An 18417-nucleotide genomic window follows, 5' to 3' on the forward strand; every position below is an offset into this window, starting at 1 on the left:
ATGAGAAAGGCTGTATTGATTCTTGCTGCATTAATTATTTTGACAGGCTGCTGGGATGAGCGTCAGTTCAAAAACATCAGCCTTGTTCTGTCAATGGGATTTGATGTGGGGGAGGAGCAAGCCATCAAGCAGACGGTTTCCATCCCTACTGTTACACGCAGTTCGGAAGGTCCGGGGCAGGAATTCATCAATGTTCTTTCTACAGAAGCCCATACACCGAGGGAAGCCAGAGATAAAATTGATATGATGATCTCCGATAACTTCGATCCTTCCAAGGTAAGGGTGATCGTTTTTGGAGAGGAGCTGGCCAAGGAAGGAATATTTCCAGTCCTGGATGATATGTACAGGGATCCGAAAAGTAACTTGAATGCTTATATGGCTGTTGTAGAGAAAGGGACAGCAGAAGAGATTACCCGGCTGAGGGCGACTGGAGAAACGAGAATCAGTGAATATCTCGGGGGGATGCTGGAAACAGCGGCCTCTTCTACGCATACGACGGGGGAAAATCTACAGTTGTTATGTGCGGAGCTGATTGAACCAGGCATTGATTTTTCAGTACCGCTCATTCAGCTGGATGAGCAAAATGGAGCGATCAACTTCAGTGGTATGGGGTTGTTCCATGAAAGAACGTACACAGGAGAAAAAATTTCAGCGGAGCAGTCTACGCTCTATATGCTGCTTCAGGGGAAAAGGGGGAAAATTGCCCGCTTAACCGAGAAGGTTTCCGGGGAAAATGATGAGATTACCAGTTATGTGACCGTTGAAGTGAATAAGATGAAAAGGGACATGAAACTGACCGTCGACGACGCAGTCAAGGCTGATATTTATTTGAATCTGCAGTTGAAAGTAGTGGAATATCCTTCCGATCACCTTTACGTGAAAGGGAAAATCAAAATGCTGGAGAAGGAGCTCACCGACGTGCTCACAAAAGAGTCCGAGAAGATTCTCACTACGCTTCAAGAGGCCAACAGCGACGTATTCGGCATTGGACGACGAGTGAAAGCCTATCATCCTGATTATTGGAAGAAGGTGGAGTGGAGTGAGGAATTTCCTAAGATCGAAATCGTCCCTCACTTTGACATCAAAATCATTGAGCATGGCATAATGAATTAGAATCAGAAGAATTTTTAGAGATTTTTCTTTTTCATGAAACCTTTTTGAGGTGAGTGTCGTCTGTAGAGTAGAACTATTTTTGGAGGAAGTCCGTTTGCCAGTCACAAAAGGAACATTCGTTTTACTCATGTGCGCCGGAATCGTTCTCAGCTCCTGCATGCCGACGGACCTGCCAAGTGGATATTATGCGTATGACAGGGAAGAGGCTTCCGGATTCGCTCAGTCTTTGAAATTTCAGCCTGAGCTTCCACGCTTTATTCCTTTCCAGTCTGCCAGCATGATAACGGAAGAAAATGAAATCACTTTTCTTTCCGCGCAGAATGATGTGTTAACGCTCCAAGTTTTCCCCGGCAATCCTTCGTTTCCAATGATGGATCCGGTGATGCTGGAAATTCCAGGCAAGGGGAAAGCCGCGTATGTGAACAACCGGTTTGCCCAGAAGCTTTCATGGACAAAGAACGGCATCTCTTATCTGCTTGTGTACCGCATGGCTGCCGTTCGTGATGAAACGAATGAACAGAGTGTGACACGTCAGCACCTGGTTGAAGTGGCTCACTCGTTTCATTAATAAATTGGTTTATACCTCCCCTATGGTATAATACATGTGCACCTGCCGCCTGACCAACGGCAGGTGTTTTTTTGCTTTCCTTTTCATACATGAATTCCCTTTCTTACCCCAGACTACAACGATAAAACAGGAGGGAATGATCGTATGAAAAAATGGATCGGTACAGCTGTTCTGCTGATCGTACTGCTGTTCTCAATGAGTACTGAAATCATTTATGCCCAGACGGATACGTAAACGGTTAAACGTGGAGATACCCTTTGGAAAATCTCGCGGAAGTACAAAATCGGTCTTTCGGAAATTATCAATGGCAGCCCTCAATTCAACAATCCGGAAATCATCGATGGAAAGCGCCGGTCATAGGAAGAACATTCCGGACCCCTATTGACCCAGAACGGCGTGGGTTATGCAGAGGGTGGAAGTTACGGCTATTCCTGGACGCAGGTGTTCATTACTAAATAGGACAGGCATTGGAGGAGGTGCCCGTGTGCCTTCTCCAATGCCTGTCCTTTACATGGTGGTGTATTCTTATTATGATAGAATAAGTTTATGATAACGATTATCATTTGTGGGAGGATTATTATGAAAAAATATTGGAGTTACATAGCGCTCCTCTTCCTTGTACTTCTGCTTGCCGCGTGTGGCAGTGAGGATGAAGGAGAGCAGCAGGAAAGCTCAAATGGGGAAGACTCCAGTGGGCAGGAAACACGGGTGATTGAACATGAAATGGGAAAGACGGAAATCAGCGGTCAGCCTGAAAAAGTCGTTGCGCTGGAGTTTTCTTTTGTTGATAATCTGGCGTCTCTCGGTGTATCACCTGTCGGAATTGCCGACGATAATGATGAGGAGCGGATCATAGAACCGATCCGCGGGAAAATCGATGACTATACGTCTGTCGGTACGCGGAAGCAGCCTTCTCTTGAAGTGATCAGTTCACTTCAGCCGGACTTGATCATTGCGGACATGCAGCGGCATAAGGATATTTACGATCAATTGTCTGAGATTGCTCCAACGATCATTCTTCCTTCACTGGCCGCCGATTACGATGGCATCATCGACAGCTTCCAAACAGTATCGACCGCTATGGGTATGGAAGATAAAGGAGAAGAAGTGCTGGCAGACCATAAAGAAAAGATGGAGGAACTGCGCAGCCAGGTGCCTGAGGACGAAGACCGGACTGTTCTGCCGGCGGTAGTTGCGGACAGCGGCTACTTTGCTCACAATATGGAGTCCTACACCGGTTCACTCCTTGAGTCGATCGGTTTGAAGAATGCAATCCAAAGCGGCGATGACCGCTACAACAAAATCAACCTGGAACAGCTTGTAGAGTTTGACCCTGACGTCATGTTCCATATGTCCTCAGGAGATCAAACGGTTGTTACGGAATGGGAAGGCAGCGACTTGTACCAGGATATATCCGCTGTGAAAAATGGAGAAGTCCATGAAGTGGATCGCAACATGTGGTCACGTTTCCGTGGATTGATTTCTTCAGAGAAAATTTTAGAAGATGCCGTTCAGTATCTTTATGAGGGTCAGTAAGTAAAAAGCGGAGGGATGCCTCCGCTTTTTTTATGTAAGGATGCAGGAGAGAGGAGGATGTTGTGTGAATCAAACCTTACACCGTTTTAAAACAGGAACGGTCATCGTAGTGGGAATCTTTTTGCTGCTGGCCAGTTTTACGGCCAGTTTAAGTATTGGAGCTTATGCGATCTCATTTTCAGAGGTATTGAGCCTCCTGTTTTCCCCTGATGGCAGTAAAGCCTCTTCCATCATAGACACCATCCGTCTGCCGCGTGCCGTGACGGGCATTGTGATCGGGATGTGTCTCGCTGCTGCAGGAGCCATCATGCAGGCGATTACTAATAATCCGCTGGCGTCTCCGCAGGTCTTCGGAGTAAACGCCGGGGCGTCCCTGATGGTCGTGATTGGCGTCGTCCTTTTTCCGGGATTAGGAGCTGGGACGCTTGTTTACGGCGCATTTTTAGGGGCGGCAGCCGGCGGCGCTGCTGTGTATTATATGGCTTCCACAGGAGGAGGAATGACTCCTGTAAAGCTCGCTTTATCCGGCATTACCATCCACCTTCTGCTTTCATCCATGATTGAGGGCATTGTTTTGTTTCATGAAACATCGACAGAAGATGTATTATTCTGGCTTGCCGGAGGGATTGACGGACGGACGTGGACAGATGTAAACCTGCTTCTTCCCTGGGCCGCTGCCGGCTTAGCGGGGGCAGGTCTACTTGGCAAACCGCTGACGACACTCGGTCTTGGTGATGATGTGGCTCAAGGGCTTGGGCAGAAAATCGGGTGGATCCGGGGAGGAGCGGCTCTCCTGGTCGTTGTCCTTGCAGGTATATCCGTAGCTGTAGCTGGTCCAATCGGATTTATTGGATTGATCATTCCGAATATTATCCGCAAACTTCTTGGTCCTGATTACCGAATCCTGCTGCCTGTATCTGCGCTTTATGGAGCCGTACTGCTGACGTCTGCAGACGTGCTCTCCCGATTTATTTCCTATCCAGGGGAGGCACCGGTGGGGATCGTTACCGCACTCATAGGTGCTCCGTTCTTTTTATATCTCGCCGGCAGAGGAGGTCGTAACGGATGAAGCCGTTGATTCGAACACCAAAAAGATGGCTCGGGATGCTGTTATTCCTATTGATAGGGGTGACGTATCTATCCATAGGGGCAGGAGCCGTATTTATCGGCCCGGCTGGTATCTTTGAATATATCATTGGAGAAGATGCGGCAGGGCAGGCTTATATTATTGAAAACTTCCGTCTCCCACGTATTGTGGTCGGCTTGTTAGCCGGAACAGGGCTCGGGTTATCCGGGGCCATTCTTCAAGGTGTCATCAGAAATCCGCTTGCCTCGCCTGATGTAATCGGAATTACGAAAGGCGCAGGACTGGCCGCTGCCGCTGTAATTCTGTTGTACCCGGGCCTGCCGGTACTGGCGCTTCCGGCCGCGGCATTTTCAGGAGCCGCCCTCGTGATGCTTGGTCTGTATGTATTTGCTTTCAGGCGGGGTGTCCAGCCGGCAACCCTTGCTTTAATCGGGATTGCTCTCGGGGCGGTGTGTCAGGCAGGCATTCAATTTCTTACCATCAAATTCCCTTTGGAAACGAACGCAGCGCTCGTCTGGCTTACGGGCAGCGTGTGGGGGAAGGATTGGACGGACGTCCAGATGCTCGTTCCGTTTATTCTGATCGGCGCGCCTGCTGCATGGCTGTTGTCCAGGAAGCTGGATGTCCTGAACTTAGGCGATGATGTAGCTGAAGGGTTGGGGGAACCGGTCCAAAAAGCGAGACTGTCTCTTCTTGCTCTGGCTGTTGTTCTGGCAGGGGCGTCTGTGGCTGTAGTCGGAACCCTTGGTTTTGTCGGGTTGATTGCTCCTCATATTGCCAGGCAGATGGTTGGGAACAGGCATGTGTATCTGCTTCCGGCCTCCGCCTTAACGGGAGCCCTTCTTCTTGTGACGGCAGACAGTCTGGGGAGGGGATTGTTTCCTCCTACAGAGGTCCCAGCCGGGATATTTACAGCTGTTATAGGAGCCCCTTATTTTCTATTTTTGTTAAGAAAAATACAAAAATCCTAAAAAATGGTTTATTTACTTTTTTTGATAGAAGGGATAAATTTTAAGAATATGCGACATATTACACAACAGAACGACAATAATAGCAGAAATGTATTATATTTCATACAAATAAACCTTGCATGACGTCTGACAACCTGATAAAATCCATAGTGGAATTACTAGATGTAAGCATTTTCATTTCAGCTTTTTTGTCAAAAATAGAGGGGGAGGACTTTTCATGGATATTCTATTAGGAATTCTTGCAGTTGCCGTCATTATTGGAATCGCTTTTCTAATGTCCAATGACCGCAAAAACATCAATTTTAAGGGCATTGGAATCATGCTCGCTGTTCAGCTGCTGATTACGTGGTTCATGTTCAATACCAAAATCGGTGAGGCGATCATCACCGGTATTTCCTGGGGCTTTAACAAGCTTATCGCCTTTGGTACAGAAGGTGTGAACTTTGTGCTTGGTGGTGTAGAGGTTGGAGAAGGCGGCGTGTTCTTCTTTAACGTACTGCTTCTTATTATTTTCTTCGCTACTATTTTGTCTGTTCTTACGTATTTGAAGATACTTCCGTTTATTATTAAGTATCTCGGCTGGGGACTTTCCAAAATTACCGGTCTTCCGAAGGTCGAATCATTCAACGCGGTCAACAGTATTTTCTTCGGTCAGTCTGAAGCGTTGATTGCGATTAAATCACAGTTCCACAATCTGAATGACAACCGTCTTTATATTGTCAGTGCGTCTGCGATGGGTTCTGTGTCGGCTTCAATCGTAGGAGCTTATCTGAATATGCTCCCAGATGAATATATCCTTGTTGCACTGCCGTTAAACATGTTTAGTGCTTTGATTGTCGCTTCCTTGATTGCACCTGTCCGAGTGTCCAAGGAAGAAGATAAAGTAGACATCCAGGATGTTTCCAATGCAAAGAGTTTCTTCGAAGCTATGGGTAACGGTGCCCTTGACGGCGGTAAAATCGCCTTGATCGTTGCCGCTATGCTGATTGCCTTCATTGCCTCCCTTGAATTGGTTAACGCAATGTTCGGGGCGTTGTTCAGCGGATTTACATTGCAGCAGCTGCTTGGATATATCATTGCCCCAATCGGCCTGTTGATGGGTATTCCTGCAGCAGAGGTTCTGGATGCCGGAGCGATTATGGGAACGAAAATCGTGACCAACGAATTCGTAGCCATGCTTGAATTCCAATCTATGCTTGATGGTGTATCTGCGAAAACCGCTGGTATCGTGACGGTCTTCCTTACAAGTTTCGCCAATTTCTCCTCCATCGGAATCATTGCTGGTACCGTCCAGGGAATCGATCCGGAAAAAGGCGGCCGCGTATCAGGCTTCGGTTTGAAGCTTTTGATCGGGGCGACGCTTGGATCTATGCTTTCTGCAACAATTGCCGGTCTTTTCTTGTAATCGTATAAAAAGTCTGAATGGATGCTTCCATTCAGGCTTTTTTTTATCATTAAAACCGCCGGCGGTCGTTTCACGAATCAATCGATCATGGGATCGGGTGTTATAGGGGAATATTGTTATTAAGGTAAAAGAACGTACAAAGTGCATTTGAATTATATTAGGATATTTTTTGTTTGTGTGTTATGTTGAGCTGTGTCTTTTTAATTGGACATGACTCAACCCTATAGAAAGGAAGGACGCATCCATGTTTACGCTCAGTGATCTTCCGATGTTTTTCGTAAACTTTTTTCTGATTCTGCCGCTGGTTACCCTTATTCATGAAGCCGGGCACGTATGGACAGCACGATTATTTGGGGGAAAGATAAAATTCTGTCTCGGCACAGGAGAGACGCTCTTTCACATTGGACCTCTGGAAGTGAAAAAGAAATACTTCATGGAAGGCTGGTGCCAGTATGACTCTCTGACCTACAACAAAACGTGGGCGCATGTCGTCATCTACCTGGCCGGCAGTGGTTTCAATTTGATGGTTATTCTGCTCATCAATTACTTCATCACCATTGATGTCCTGCCTTCCACGTTGTTTTTTTACCAGTATGCTTATTTCTCCATCTACTTCATATTTTTCTCTTTATTCCCTTACCGCAATGATAATGGTAAACCGAGTGATGGCATGGCCGTTTACGATGTCCTCCGTTATGGAAAGGCGAAAGACCCGATTGATTAACGGAACCTGTCATGTCTGCCCCATCATAGAACCTCCAGTTTCTTCAAGGAGACGTTTACGGATATTTTATTGAGGAAATAAACAGGTATAGACATTTAAGATAAGGGAGAGATGACCGTGGAAACCTATCAACTGTTCATAAATGGGGAATGGATCAAAACCGGTGAAACACAGGAAGTCCTTAATAAATATACACAGGAAACCTATGCACATGTGGCTAAAGCTTCTGAAAAAGAGGTCGATCAAGCTGTTGAGGCTGCATCCGTTGCGTACCGGAATAACCAGCTTTCCCCTTACGAACGTTATCAAGTGCTGAAGCGGGTCAGTGAACTTCTGCAGGAAAATAAGGAAGACTTAGCCGCGACGATTACCCACGAAGCTGGAAAGCCGTTGAAGCAGGCGCGCTCAGAAATCGATCGTGCGACCCAGACGTTTGAACTTTCCGCTGAAGAAGCGAAACGCATACATGGGGAAGGGGTCCCGGTTGAAGCAGCACCTGGATCGGAAAACCGCATGGCCTTTACGATTAAAGTTCCAGTCGGCGTCGTTGGTGCCATCAGTCCATTCAATTTTCCGATCAACCTCGTCGCTCACAAAATTGCCCCTGCTATTGCCGCAGGGAATGCAGTGGTATTAAAACCGGCGAGTAAAACGCCGATTTCCGCTCTGAAACTGGCTGGTTTGTTTGAACAGGCGGGACTTCCGAAAGGGCTGCTCAACGTCGTTGTAGGTTCGGGATCAACGGTCGGTAATCAGATGATGCAGGACTCCCGCATCAACCTCTATACGTTTACAGGAAGCGCAGAAGTAGGCTTGAAGCTGAAGCAGAACACAGGATTGAACAAACTGGTGCTCGAACTTGGTAACAATTCGCCTGTAATCGTTGATAAAGAAGCGGACGTAGAGGCAGCAGCGGAAAATATTGCCGCTAAAAGCTTTGCCTTCGCCGGACAGGTGTGCATCTCGGTGCAGCGGATTTATGTTCACGATGATGTGAAAGACGCTTTTCAGGACAAGTTCATCCAGGCGATTGAATCTCTGAAGGTCGGCGATCCGAATGATCCGGAAACGGACGTAGGTCCGATGATCAGTGAGGATGAAGCCGAGCGTGCCGGTCAGTGGATCCAGGAAGCGAAGGAAGCAGGAGCGGAAGTGGTTTATGGAGGGGAACGCGAAGGTGCTCTTCTGAAACCGACCATCCTTACCAACGTGACCGGCGATATGAAGGTGGTTTGTGAAGAAATCTTCGCCCCAGTAGTCACCATTCAAACGTTCTCTGACATAAAAGCCTGTATCGAAGACGTCAACACGTCAAGCTATGGTCTGCAGGGAGGAATCTTCACCCAGAATGTAGACACGGCTTTCTATGCGGCCAGAAACGTGGAGGTTGGAGGATTCATGATTAATGATTCTTCTCAATACCGCGTGGATCTGATGCCTTATGGCGGTGTGAAGGACAGCGGATCCGGCAAGGAAGGTCCGAAGTATGCGATGGAGGATATGACAGAAGAACGTCTCGTGGTTATGAACTTAAAATCATACTAAGACGCCTGAATATTAAAAGCGATTCTACACGACTTTTGTCAAACAAGGATCATTTGAAGGAATCGTTTTTCGTTAAGTTAGAATGGCTGTGTTAGAATCCATTTTTCACATCATTCTTGGTGAAAAAGAAAAAACTTCTTCGCTGGTTATCATTCAGGGAAGTCACGGGAAGCATCCACCGAAAAGCTGGATGTGACGGTTCGCACGAGTATAGTATTCCTTCAATATCTTGAGCCTCCTGTTCGTTTACAGGAGGCTCTATTTATTTACGAAGCTGTTTTCTCTGCAGCAGGACCATCCGGATAAACAGGGCTGCTGCTCCGGCTGTTAAACCGATGGTCAGACTCAGCCAGTAGCCGTAGGGGCCGAAAGCTGTATAATTGGCCAGCAGCCATCCACTCGGAAGCCCGATTCCCCAGTAGGAAACGAAGGCCATCACCAATGTAATATTCACATCCTTATATCCACGGAGGATGCCTTGAAGCGGGGCGCCGAATCCATCAGACAGCTGGAAAAATACCGCATAAATAATAAAGGTTTTTGTTAATTCCACGACAGCTTCATCAGAGCTGTATAACCTTGCTACACTGTCATCGAATACGTATAGGATGAGGCCGGCAATGACGCTCATACATACAGCGAGTCCGATGCCAAGGTAGGAATAGGTGCGGGCTTCCTTGTAACGTCCCGCCCCTGATTCAAATCCGACGACGATCGTCAAAGTGAAGGCAATGCTGAGCGGTACCATGTACAGAAACGAAGCGAAGTTGATCGCTGCCTGGTGCGCAGCGATCGTATTGGTGTCATATACCGTCATGAAGAAGGTCACCGCAGCAAAAATGCTCGTTTCAAAGAAAATCGCGAACCCGATGGGAACACCGATTTTCAGCTGATCTTTCCATTCACGCAGCGATGGCCGTTTCCATGCCTTGAAAATCTCATAGCGCCTCAATGGTCTTACCCGGTGGATGATCAGGACGAGGATAAGTAAAGACACCCAGTACGTCAGAGACGAAGCGGCCCCCGCCCCTACACCTCCAAGAGCAGGAGCGCCCCATTTCCCAAATATCAACACATAGTTGAATAAGAGATTGAGTGGGAGGGTCAGTAGAATGACCATCATGGAAAGTCTCGTCAGTCCGAGAGCATCGACAAAGGAACGAAGGATATTAAAGACGAATAATGGCACGATACCTGTTCCAAGGGCGACTAAATAATAACGGGCCACGCGGGCAACTTCAGGTTCGATATTTATGAGGGACAAGATGGGATCCAGCAGGAACCACCCGGTCCCCGCTACGAGTACGGCCAGCAGGACAGCCAGATAGACCCCTTGTTTGACGGAAAAAGGTATCTCTTTTTCCCTCCCGGCGCCTTTTAATTGAGCGACAATCGGGGAAATCGCCATCAATATCCCGTTCAGACCTGTGAATACGGGTACCCAGATGCTTGAGCCGATCGCAACACCAGCGAGCTGATCTGGTCCTGCTCTGCCGGACATGACGGTGTCAAAGAAGTTCATGGCGTACATGCCGAGCTGGGTGATTAAAATAGGAAACAAAATGATTAGAAATAGTTTGATTTTCTCTTTTATTGTGTGAGTTTCATACATGGTGATCTCCCTTTTCTGTTACAATGCAATTTAGAGGAATATGAGGATTATAGCACATTTATCCATAGAAGAAAGATCTTAGAAAGGACGTTAATCCAATCATGAACGATAAGCGCATTTTATTTACAGGCGGAGGAACGGCAGGTCACGTCATTGTGAACCTCGCTCTTATCCCGGAATTTCAAAAGCAGGGATATACCGTTGATTATATCGGTTCCTATGAAGGAATTGAAAAGCAGTTGATTGAACCGCTGGAAGGGGTGACCTACCACGGCATCTCCACAGGAAAGCTCCGGAGATATATGTCGAAGGAGAATTTCAAGGATCCCTTTAAAGTAGCCAAGGGTCTGATGCAGGCACTGTCTATCATCCGTAAGAGAAAACCAGGCGTTGTCTTTTCAAAAGGCGGGTTTGTTTCGGTTCCGGTCGTGATGGCTGCAAGATTAAAGGGCGTTCCCACGCTCATCCATGAATCCGACTACACGCCGGGTCTTGCGAACAAGCTTTCTTTCCCGTTTGCGAAAAAGATTCTGTCTACATTCCCGGAAACGATGACGCACCTTCCGGAAGATAAAGGTGAATTTATTGGAGCCGTTGTCAGGGAAGAGCTTTTCCAGGGCAGTCGATCCAAAGGTCTTTCCATGTGCAGCTTTCATAAACAGAAGCCTGTCGTGATGGTCATGGGAGGAAGCATGGGCTCCAAGGTCATCAATGATGCGGTCCGCTCCAACCTCGATCAGCTGCTGCAGAACGTACAGATCATTCATATTTGTGGACGTGGAAACAAGGATGACTCCTTGAAAAGACCGGGATATGCCCAGTTTGAATATGTCCAGGACGAGTTGAAGGATTTATTTGCGGCCACGGACTTTATCGTTTCCAGGGCCGGGTCCAACGCCATCTTTGAATTTCTAGCCTTGAAAAAACCGATGCTTCTTATTCCGTTGTCGCGAAAAGCCAGCCGGGGTGATCAAATCCTGAATGCCGATTCCTTTGTCAAGCAGGGCTATGCGATGAAGCTGGAGGAAGAAGAAATGACCGGCGACCGTTTTACGACGGATCTTCAGATGTTGATGCAGAATAAACAACAAATATTGGAAAGTATGCAGGATTATAAGAGTGAACAGACGAAAGAAAGGGTTATACGACTCATTCAGGCGTTTGAAAAGTGATTCTTGAAATGAACGAGTAAAGAAGTTTTTTCTTCCATTTTTATGAAAAAACCACTTAAACCTTTTATAGGAAGACATAAAAGGGAATAGGTAATTGTAGACCCATCACCGCATTAGTCATTCTTTACTCATTCAGCAGAGGAGAGGTTGAATCATGAAGACGTCTCTTGAAGCGCAGATCAGACACCCAAGAGAAATAAGGACGATCCGGAAAAAATACCACCCCTATTTAGCCAAGTACTTCGGGAGTGATCAACTGCTCGTCGACGCCAGTATTTCTGAGGCGGTATGGAATGCCTGGGAGCACGGACACGGGCAGAACAGAGATTACCCGATCCTGCTGAAGGTGAACTTTCTAAAGCACCGTCTCGTCGTCCGGGTTTACGACCAGGGCGAAGGTTTTGACTGGCGGCCTTATCAATTGTCGAGCGATGTGAGGCATTGGTTTCCGAAAGTGGAGGATCTGGATGAAAACGGCAGGGGCATTATGCTCATCCTTCGAGTTATGGACTGTCTGAGGTATAATGATAAAGGCAACGAATGTTTGCTGATGAAAAATTATCTTCAGGAGTAGATACCGTGAAATCCAATATGTGCCGCTACTGTTATAAAGAAATCAAGGACCGGGATGAGCTGGTGACGGCATCCAGCTGGTTCCGCCTGCGTCCCTATCATTATCGATGTTTTGAGAAACTTGAACAGGACACCCGGACCGTTGCGGGCGTCTGGAAGCCGGTGAATGGTTTGACGGGATCGGTCAATATCCTTGTCATGCTGATTCTGGCTGTGGGTCTCCTGGGTACCGATCTTCTGGGCGGCATCGGGGATATCATCGGAATCATTGCTTTGTATCCCCTTTTCCTCCGGCTGCTGTCTTATATGATTTTTGAGCGGCCGCTTCCTAAGCTCGCACCCGAAAAGCAGAGATAACCAACAGGATGCCTGCATCCAGAGCTTGTAGAGAACTTTCTCTACAAGCTTTTTTCATGCTGCTGGAAGCTTCACATTAGATTTGGTTGCGCTTCCAAAAAGGGTGTGATATGTTGGTTTTCTCTGTTTTTAGATTTGTTGTTCGCAGCTATTCAGATGGAAGGGAGGAGATACAGTTTGAATGAATGTCAGTATGAAAAAGATCGTCTGGAATTTACGAAGGCTTATATGGAGCGGATGATTGCTGTTCAGGAAAGCGGTCGTGCCTCTTTAAAGCAGCGGCAGGGGGATACGCTGGAAAACCTTGACTTCCAGGACAGCAGCCTGAGGTATCAGGAAATGCTTTCCCACGCCAATTTCATGAAGATGTCCAGCGATCAGCTGGATAATTTGAAGAGTCTGCGGCGGAAGCCTTACTTTGCCCGTATTGATTTTCATAGGAAAGAAAATCCCGAAACAGAACAGTTTTACATAGGGAAGGTCTCCTTGTTCGACAGGGAAACGCAGCTCCCTATTATCCTCGACTGGCGGAGTCCGCTGGCCAACGTCTACTATGAAGGACGGCTTGGAAAGGTCAGCTATGAGGCATTGGGCGAGCGGTATGAGGGAGAAGTTTCTTTAAAGCGGCAGTACCAGATTGAAGAAGGAGAGTTGATGGACTACCGTGATATTGATGTAACGGCTAATGACGATCTCCTGCAGGACTCCCTTTCCCAAAACGCCGGCGGGCGCTTATCCGAAATTGTTTCGACGATTCAGGAAGAGCAGAACCGTGTTATCCGGGCGGATCTTCGAAAGCCGATCATCGTCCAGGGGGCAGCGGGAAGTGGAAAGACGACGATTGCTCTGCACCGCATATCCTACTTCCTTTATACGATGAAAGAAATATTCAAACCTGACGAAATGCTGATTCTCGCTCCCAACCGTCTATTCATTCAGTATATCTCAGAAGTACTTCCTGAACTGGGGGTGCAGCGCGCCAGGCAGTCCACTTTCCAGGATTATGCCGTTCATACGGCCGGGATCAAACGTCCGGTCATTACCCAGCATGAAGTGCTCACACAGGCTGTTGAAGGTACCATCGGGTGGGACGGGGTCACAGCCGCCCGGTTGAAGGGATCGAAAGAATTCCAAATCATCATGGACACCTACATCCAATCATTGAAAAAGCAGTACAAAATCAATCAGGATTTTATGCTGTCGGAGTTCCGGATAAAAAAAGCTCGAGCCATCAACCGTCTGTTTTTTGAGGAATACAGCTATTTCCCTTATGAGGTACGGGTGAAAAAAATTAAAGGAGTGCTCCAAAGTGAACTGCGGCGTAAGAAAAAGCAGATTTTGGAGAAGGTGGCTGCCAAATACGATGAAGCACTGGATAAGGCTTTGTACGGAATGAAGGATCCGGATAAACGGAAAATCCGTGTCAGCTACTTGATTACAAGAAAAGAGGAGCGTCTCGCGGAGATCAAAAAGGCCGCGCGGACGGCTGTCGCTTCCTTTATGAAGCAGTACCCGGCTTTTCCTATAGAGAGGACATATGAAAGGCTGTTTGAGGAGAACGTATTTCTGGGGGTCCACCCTGAGGATACTGAAGAATGGAGAGCTGTCCGCCGTTGTTCCCGTTCGGCATTTGCAAAGGGATATATCTATTCGGAGGATCTCGCGGCTCTGCTTTATCTCTATACATTTCTAAAAGGCACCCCTCCGGATGACCGCGCTAAAAAAGTGGTGATCGATGAGGCACAGGATTACAGCTATTTTGAAATCTATGCCCTGCGCAGGGCTTGTCAAACGGACCTGTTTACCATTGTCGGAGATCTGGCCCAGGGCATTTATCAATACAGGGGACTAGACAATTGGGAGTCCCTGGTCGAGGACATCTTTCCTTCTGCTTCTTATTTAACCTTGCAGAAAACCTATCGGACAACCATTGGAATTATGGATCTTGCCAACGACCTTCTTACTCATCTTCCGGTTTCCCTGCCGCGGGCTGAGCCTGTCGTCCGTCACGGGTCTCTTCCGCAGTTTCTTCCTCTCAGAAATGGATGGGAGGAAAAAGTCCATGCCTACTGCCTCGGTCTCGTGGAAGAAGGGATGTCCAGCTTTGCCATCATTACAAAAACGATGAAGGAAGCTGAGGAGGTCCAGAGAAAACTGGAAGTCTATGGCATGGCTTTTCAGCTTTTGAGAGAGGGGGAGGAAAACTTGTCTGAACGAATGGTTTTACCTGCCTACATGGCTAAAGGTCTTGAATTCGATGTGGTCCTTTTATATAACGACCGCAATCCTTTCAAGGAGTCGGAGCTTGATTTGAAAATGCTGTACGTAGCCATGACCCGTCCCCTTCACAGGCTGCTGATGATTGGAGAAGAAAAAGAGGATTTTCTGCTTCACCTCATTCAACCGGACCGTTTCATAGAAGTTTAGATTTCCGGCAATAAAGGGTACATCCAGTCATAAAGCTGATGGTGTCTGCAGGATGCTTCATTTTTCAGGCCGCGCTTTTATAAAAGAAAGGAGTTTTTTTAGATGGGAATCCGTTCTGAAGCCGTTCTAAGTAATGGTGTGAAAGTTCCACGTGTAGGTCTTGGCGTATACAAAATGGAAGATGGAGACGAAGTTAAACAAGCGGTTCAATCCGCTGTCGATCTTGGTTACCGCCACATTGACACCGCTTCATTCTATGGGAACGAAGCAGGTGTTGGGGAAGGGATCAAAGCCTGCGGGGTGCCCAGGGATGAATTGTTCATCACTACAAAGGTGTGGAATGACGAACAGGGATATGAAGAAACGCTGGAAGCCTTTGATAGAAGCCTTGATAAACTGGGAGTAGAGACACTGGACTTGTACCTCATTCACTGGCCGGTTCCCGGGAAATTCAAAGACACGTGGAAAGCGTTGGAGAAACTTTACCGTGAGGGACGTGTCAGAGCCATTGGGGTGTGCAATTTTATGGAGCATCACCTCGATGAACTGCTGAAGGATGCAGAAGTGGCCCCTATGGTCAACCAGGTGGAATTTCACCCGGCCCTCTACCAGGAAGCGCTTGCTGATTACTGTTATCAAAAAGGAATCCAGCTGGAAGCATGGGCGCCGCTTGCCCGGGGCCGCTATTTTGATGCCGCTATTTTAAAGCAGCTTGCTGAAAACTATCAAAAAACCCCGGCACAGGTTATTCTAAGATGGCACCTGCAGCATGATGTGGTCGTTATTCCGAAGTCGTCCAATCCGGATCGTCAGAAAGAAAACTTTGACGTTTTCGACTTTGACTTGAAGAGCGATGAAATGCTGCGTATCGACGAACTGCACAGTGGGGACCGTATCGGCAAGCATCCGGATGAATTTGATTATGATGCATAAAGGAATCACCAGCCTTCGTGGCTGGTGATTTCAGGTTTAATGGACCAGAGGCGTATGCGCTTCTCTCTTTGTGGGACATTAATAAAAAATGTGCCGGCAGGGAGGATGGTCTGTTGAATGTGCAGCTGATAGAAGTTTATATCCCCGATAAGCACTTTGAATCAATCAATGAAAAGCTTCAACAATACGACCACCGGTCCTATTGGATTTCCAGCGAGTCCGAAGACCGCATGCTCGTCCGGATGCTCGCCGATACAAGTGATGTCGAGGAAATCCTCAACTATTTAGAGGGAGTCTCAAATGTCGTTGAAGGATTTGAAACGATGCTGATCCCTGTCCAGACATACTTATCCAAGGAAACCATCAACGAGTCGGTGGAGGAAGAAGGAGAGAAGCAGGAAGCAGAAAAAGCGAAACTGCTGAGAGCGAGCCGCCATGAACTAATGAATGCAGCAGAAAAAAACAGCAGGATTTCCTGGAACTATTCTCTATTAATCGTACTTTCAGCGATTGTGGCAACAGTCGGGATCATCAAAGACAGTGAAGCGGTCGTTATCGGTGCCATGGTGATTGCGCCGATGATCGGCCCCGTCATCTCCATTGCCTTCTCGGCCATCCTTGGAGACTATAAGCTGCTCGGCAAGTCTGCTCTGTCTTCCTTATATAGTGTGCTCATCGTATTAGCCATTTCGATTCTTTTTGGTTATGTGACGGATGCTGGAATGGAAAACAGTCAGTATCTGGACCGGACAAAGGTGACTTTGATCGACATCCCGCTCGGCGTAGCTTCCGGGGCCGCCGGTGCTCTTGCTTTTCTCAACCGGTTGTCTGGAAACCTTGTCGGGGTTATGGTAGCGGTTGCATTGCTGCCGCCTTCTGTTGCCCTTGGTATGTCCATCGGTGACGGGGCGTTTGTGTCAGCTTACGGCGCCTTCCTTCTTGTCACAGTCAACATCATGTCAATCATACTTGCGGCGGTTATGATCTTTTCCATCAGCGGTATTCGCCCTGTCCGATGGCAGGAAGTCCAGAGAGCCAATGTTTCCCGTCCGCTTTCCATTGTTTTTGTCAGCATTATCATCCTTGTCCTGGCCATCGTCATTCTGGAAGGTCAGAAAATCATATAATTGCCGAGCGGGTTTTGAGTGAGCCTCCCGCAGGTTACCGAGGAAAAACATACGTCCGGAGCGTATGTTTTTTTATGGTTCACAGCATGATAACTGATCTATCAAAAATAATGTCGTATTTCCCGGGAAATGTCCACCGCCTTTCTGCTGGTCGGCTTTTCGTCCCTAACCGTGATACAATGATGAAGCGGAGAACACATGAGTAAGATCATGGGGGTTCTCTAATTCATAAAAGTTGGAGGCAAATCCGATGAGTGATCAAGATGAAAAAAGAGACATCATTGATGAGGATTTGTATGAAGAAATAGATGAAGAAGAGCTGTATGATCTCGTGCAGGAAGAAAAGCGGAAAGCGCTGGAACGGGATCGTGAAGAAAGAGAAAAACGTAAAGAAAAGCGTCCTTTTCCGAGATGGATTTTCTGGCTGATTGCCGGCGTTATGGTTGTCAACGTTACGGCTGCTCTGCCTAATACCTTTTCCATTCCGGCGGTGGATTTCCTGATGACCTCAGCTCAGTTATCTAATGACGAAACCATTCAAACATATAAAGAGGCCGTCGTCGTTGTAGAAGCAGGGCAGAGCAAGGGCACCGGTTTTGCCGTATCTGAAGACGGGACGATTTTGACGAATCATCATGTCATCGAAGGGGAGAAACGGATCGCAGTAGCTTTTCCTGAACAGGGATTATTTAGTGCGGAGGTTCAAGCCGTTTACCCTGAGGTGGACCTCGCCGTCCTGCAGGTGGATGGGGAGGAAGGTTTTCCCCACTTGGACCTTGCCGCCTCCACCCAGTTTCAGAGGGATGAGCATGTCTATTTCATTGGGAATCCCCTTCGTTTCTCCGGGATCGCTAATCAAGGTAATGTGCTCGGTTATACGGACGTTTCCGGTATGGAGCAGGAGGTTCTTATGTTGGATGCTCCCATTTACCGTGGGAATTCCGGTAGTCCAGTCATCAACGAAGAAGGGGATGTCATCGCCGTCGTTTATGCTACAATGAATGACGAGGACGAAGGACGTGTCGGGCTTGCTGTACCGATTGATTATTATTATGAACAGTCAGGAGAAGCTCCATGATTGGAGCTTCTTTTTTTAGTTCGAAAGTCCTTTTCCGGTGCGCAAAACTGGATGATAGTTTTGTCATTTGGTGTAGAATACGGTCCCATTGGCGAAAGGTGGATGGAAAAGGGGACGAATGACCTGAATTTTGAAATGATTATTTAATAAAATGTAAACCTCATGTGGTAGACCAGTCCCCCTTTCTTT

16 protein-coding genes are annotated in these 18417 nt (G+C 47.4%); 15 read left to right on the forward strand and 1 reads right to left on the reverse strand.

From position 1 onward, the window contains the following. The 8 genes from ACXAJH_RS15210 (at position 1) to ACXAJH_RS15245 (ending at position 8949) form a co-directional block, all read left to right on the forward strand. On the forward strand, positions 1–1113 hold the full coding sequence (locus tag ACXAJH_RS15210; RefSeq protein WP_474994493.1) for a Ger(x)C family spore germination protein: 1113 nt from the start codon (positions 1–3) through the stop codon (positions 1111–1113). 94 nt (positions 1114–1207) lie between these two features. Beyond that, positions 1208–1681, forward strand: coding sequence for a hypothetical protein (locus ACXAJH_RS15215; RefSeq protein WP_474994494.1), 474 nt, complete (start codon positions 1208–1210; stop codon positions 1679–1681). A 579-nt stretch (positions 1682–2260) separates the two neighbouring features. Beyond that, entirely contained in the window at positions 2261–3217 is a 957-nt protein-coding gene (locus tag ACXAJH_RS15220; protein WP_474994495.1) for an ABC transporter substrate-binding protein, read from the forward strand. A gap of 64 nt (positions 3218–3281) precedes the next feature. Then, entirely contained in the window at positions 3282–4286 is a 1005-nt protein-coding gene (locus ACXAJH_RS15225; protein ID WP_474967725.1) for a FecCD family ABC transporter permease, read from the forward strand. Beyond that, the gene (locus ACXAJH_RS15230; RefSeq protein WP_474994496.1) at positions 4283–5275 is read left to right on the forward strand and encodes a FecCD family ABC transporter permease; all 993 of its coding nucleotides are present in this window, start codon (positions 4283–4285) and stop codon (positions 5273–5275) included. Before ACXAJH_RS15225 ends, ACXAJH_RS15230 begins: the two co-directional genes overlap by 4 nt. Positions 5276–5492: 217 nt before the next feature. Continuing rightward, entirely contained in the window at positions 5493–6680 is a 1188-nt protein-coding gene (locus ACXAJH_RS15235) for a NupC/NupG family nucleoside CNT transporter (RefSeq protein ID WP_474967727.1), read from the forward strand. 244 nt (positions 6681–6924) lie between these two features. Next, positions 6925–7404 (forward strand): site-2 protease family protein, encoded by a 480-nt coding sequence (locus tag ACXAJH_RS15240; protein ID WP_474967728.1) that lies wholly within the window; start codon positions 6925–6927, stop codon positions 7402–7404. Positions 7405–7515: 111 nt separating this feature from the next. Beyond that, positions 7516–8949, forward strand: a complete 1434-nt coding sequence (locus ACXAJH_RS15245) for an aldehyde dehydrogenase family protein (protein WP_474967729.1) — start codon at positions 7516–7518, stop codon at positions 8947–8949. Positions 8950–9211: 262 nt separating this feature from the next. Here ACXAJH_RS15245 and ACXAJH_RS15250 read toward each other — a convergent pair whose 3' ends face one another. Next, on the reverse strand, positions 9212–10561 hold the full coding sequence (locus ACXAJH_RS15250; protein ID WP_474994497.1) for an MATE family efflux transporter: 1350 nt from the start codon (positions 10559–10561) through the stop codon (positions 9212–9214). Positions 10562–10662: 101 nt separating this feature from the next. On the opposite strand from ACXAJH_RS15250, the gene ACXAJH_RS15255 reads away from it, so the two are divergent. The 7 genes from ACXAJH_RS15255 (at position 10663) to ACXAJH_RS15285 (ending at position 18228) form a co-directional block, all read left to right on the forward strand. Then, the gene (locus ACXAJH_RS15255) at positions 10663–11733 is read left to right on the forward strand and encodes an undecaprenyldiphospho-muramoylpentapeptide beta-N-acetylglucosaminyltransferase (protein ID WP_474994498.1); all 1071 of its coding nucleotides are present in this window, start codon (positions 10663–10665) and stop codon (positions 11731–11733) included. A 154-nt stretch (positions 11734–11887) separates the two neighbouring features. Beyond that, on the forward strand, positions 11888–12307 hold the full coding sequence (locus ACXAJH_RS15260) for an ATP-binding protein (protein WP_474994499.1): 420 nt from the start codon (positions 11888–11890) through the stop codon (positions 12305–12307). A gap of 5 nt (positions 12308–12312) precedes the next feature. Further along, positions 12313–12663, forward strand: a complete 351-nt coding sequence (locus ACXAJH_RS15265) for a hypothetical protein (protein ID WP_474967733.1) — start codon at positions 12313–12315, stop codon at positions 12661–12663. A gap of 177 nt (positions 12664–12840) precedes the next feature. Continuing rightward, on the forward strand, positions 12841–15090 hold the full coding sequence (helD, locus tag ACXAJH_RS15270; protein WP_474994500.1) for an RNA polymerase recycling motor HelD: 2250 nt from the start codon (positions 12841–12843) through the stop codon (positions 15088–15090). Between the two features lie 102 nt (positions 15091–15192). Next, on the forward strand, positions 15193–16023 hold the full coding sequence (locus ACXAJH_RS15275; protein WP_474967735.1) for an aldo/keto reductase: 831 nt from the start codon (positions 15193–15195) through the stop codon (positions 16021–16023). Positions 16024–16142: 119 nt separating this feature from the next. After that, a complete protein-coding gene (locus ACXAJH_RS15280) occupies positions 16143–17150 on the forward strand; it encodes a TIGR00341 family protein (RefSeq protein WP_474994624.1) in 1008 nt (335 codons plus the stop codon). Positions 17151–17400: 250 nt separating this feature from the next. Beyond that, positions 17401–18228 carry a S1C family serine protease gene (locus ACXAJH_RS15285; protein WP_474967736.1) on the forward strand — a complete coding sequence of 276 codons (828 nt, stop codon included), beginning with the start codon at positions 17401–17403 and terminating at the stop codon, positions 18226–18228. Positions 18229–18417 lie beyond the last annotated feature (189 nt).

Source organism: Halobacillus sp. ABD4_316 (assembly GCF_056161385.1).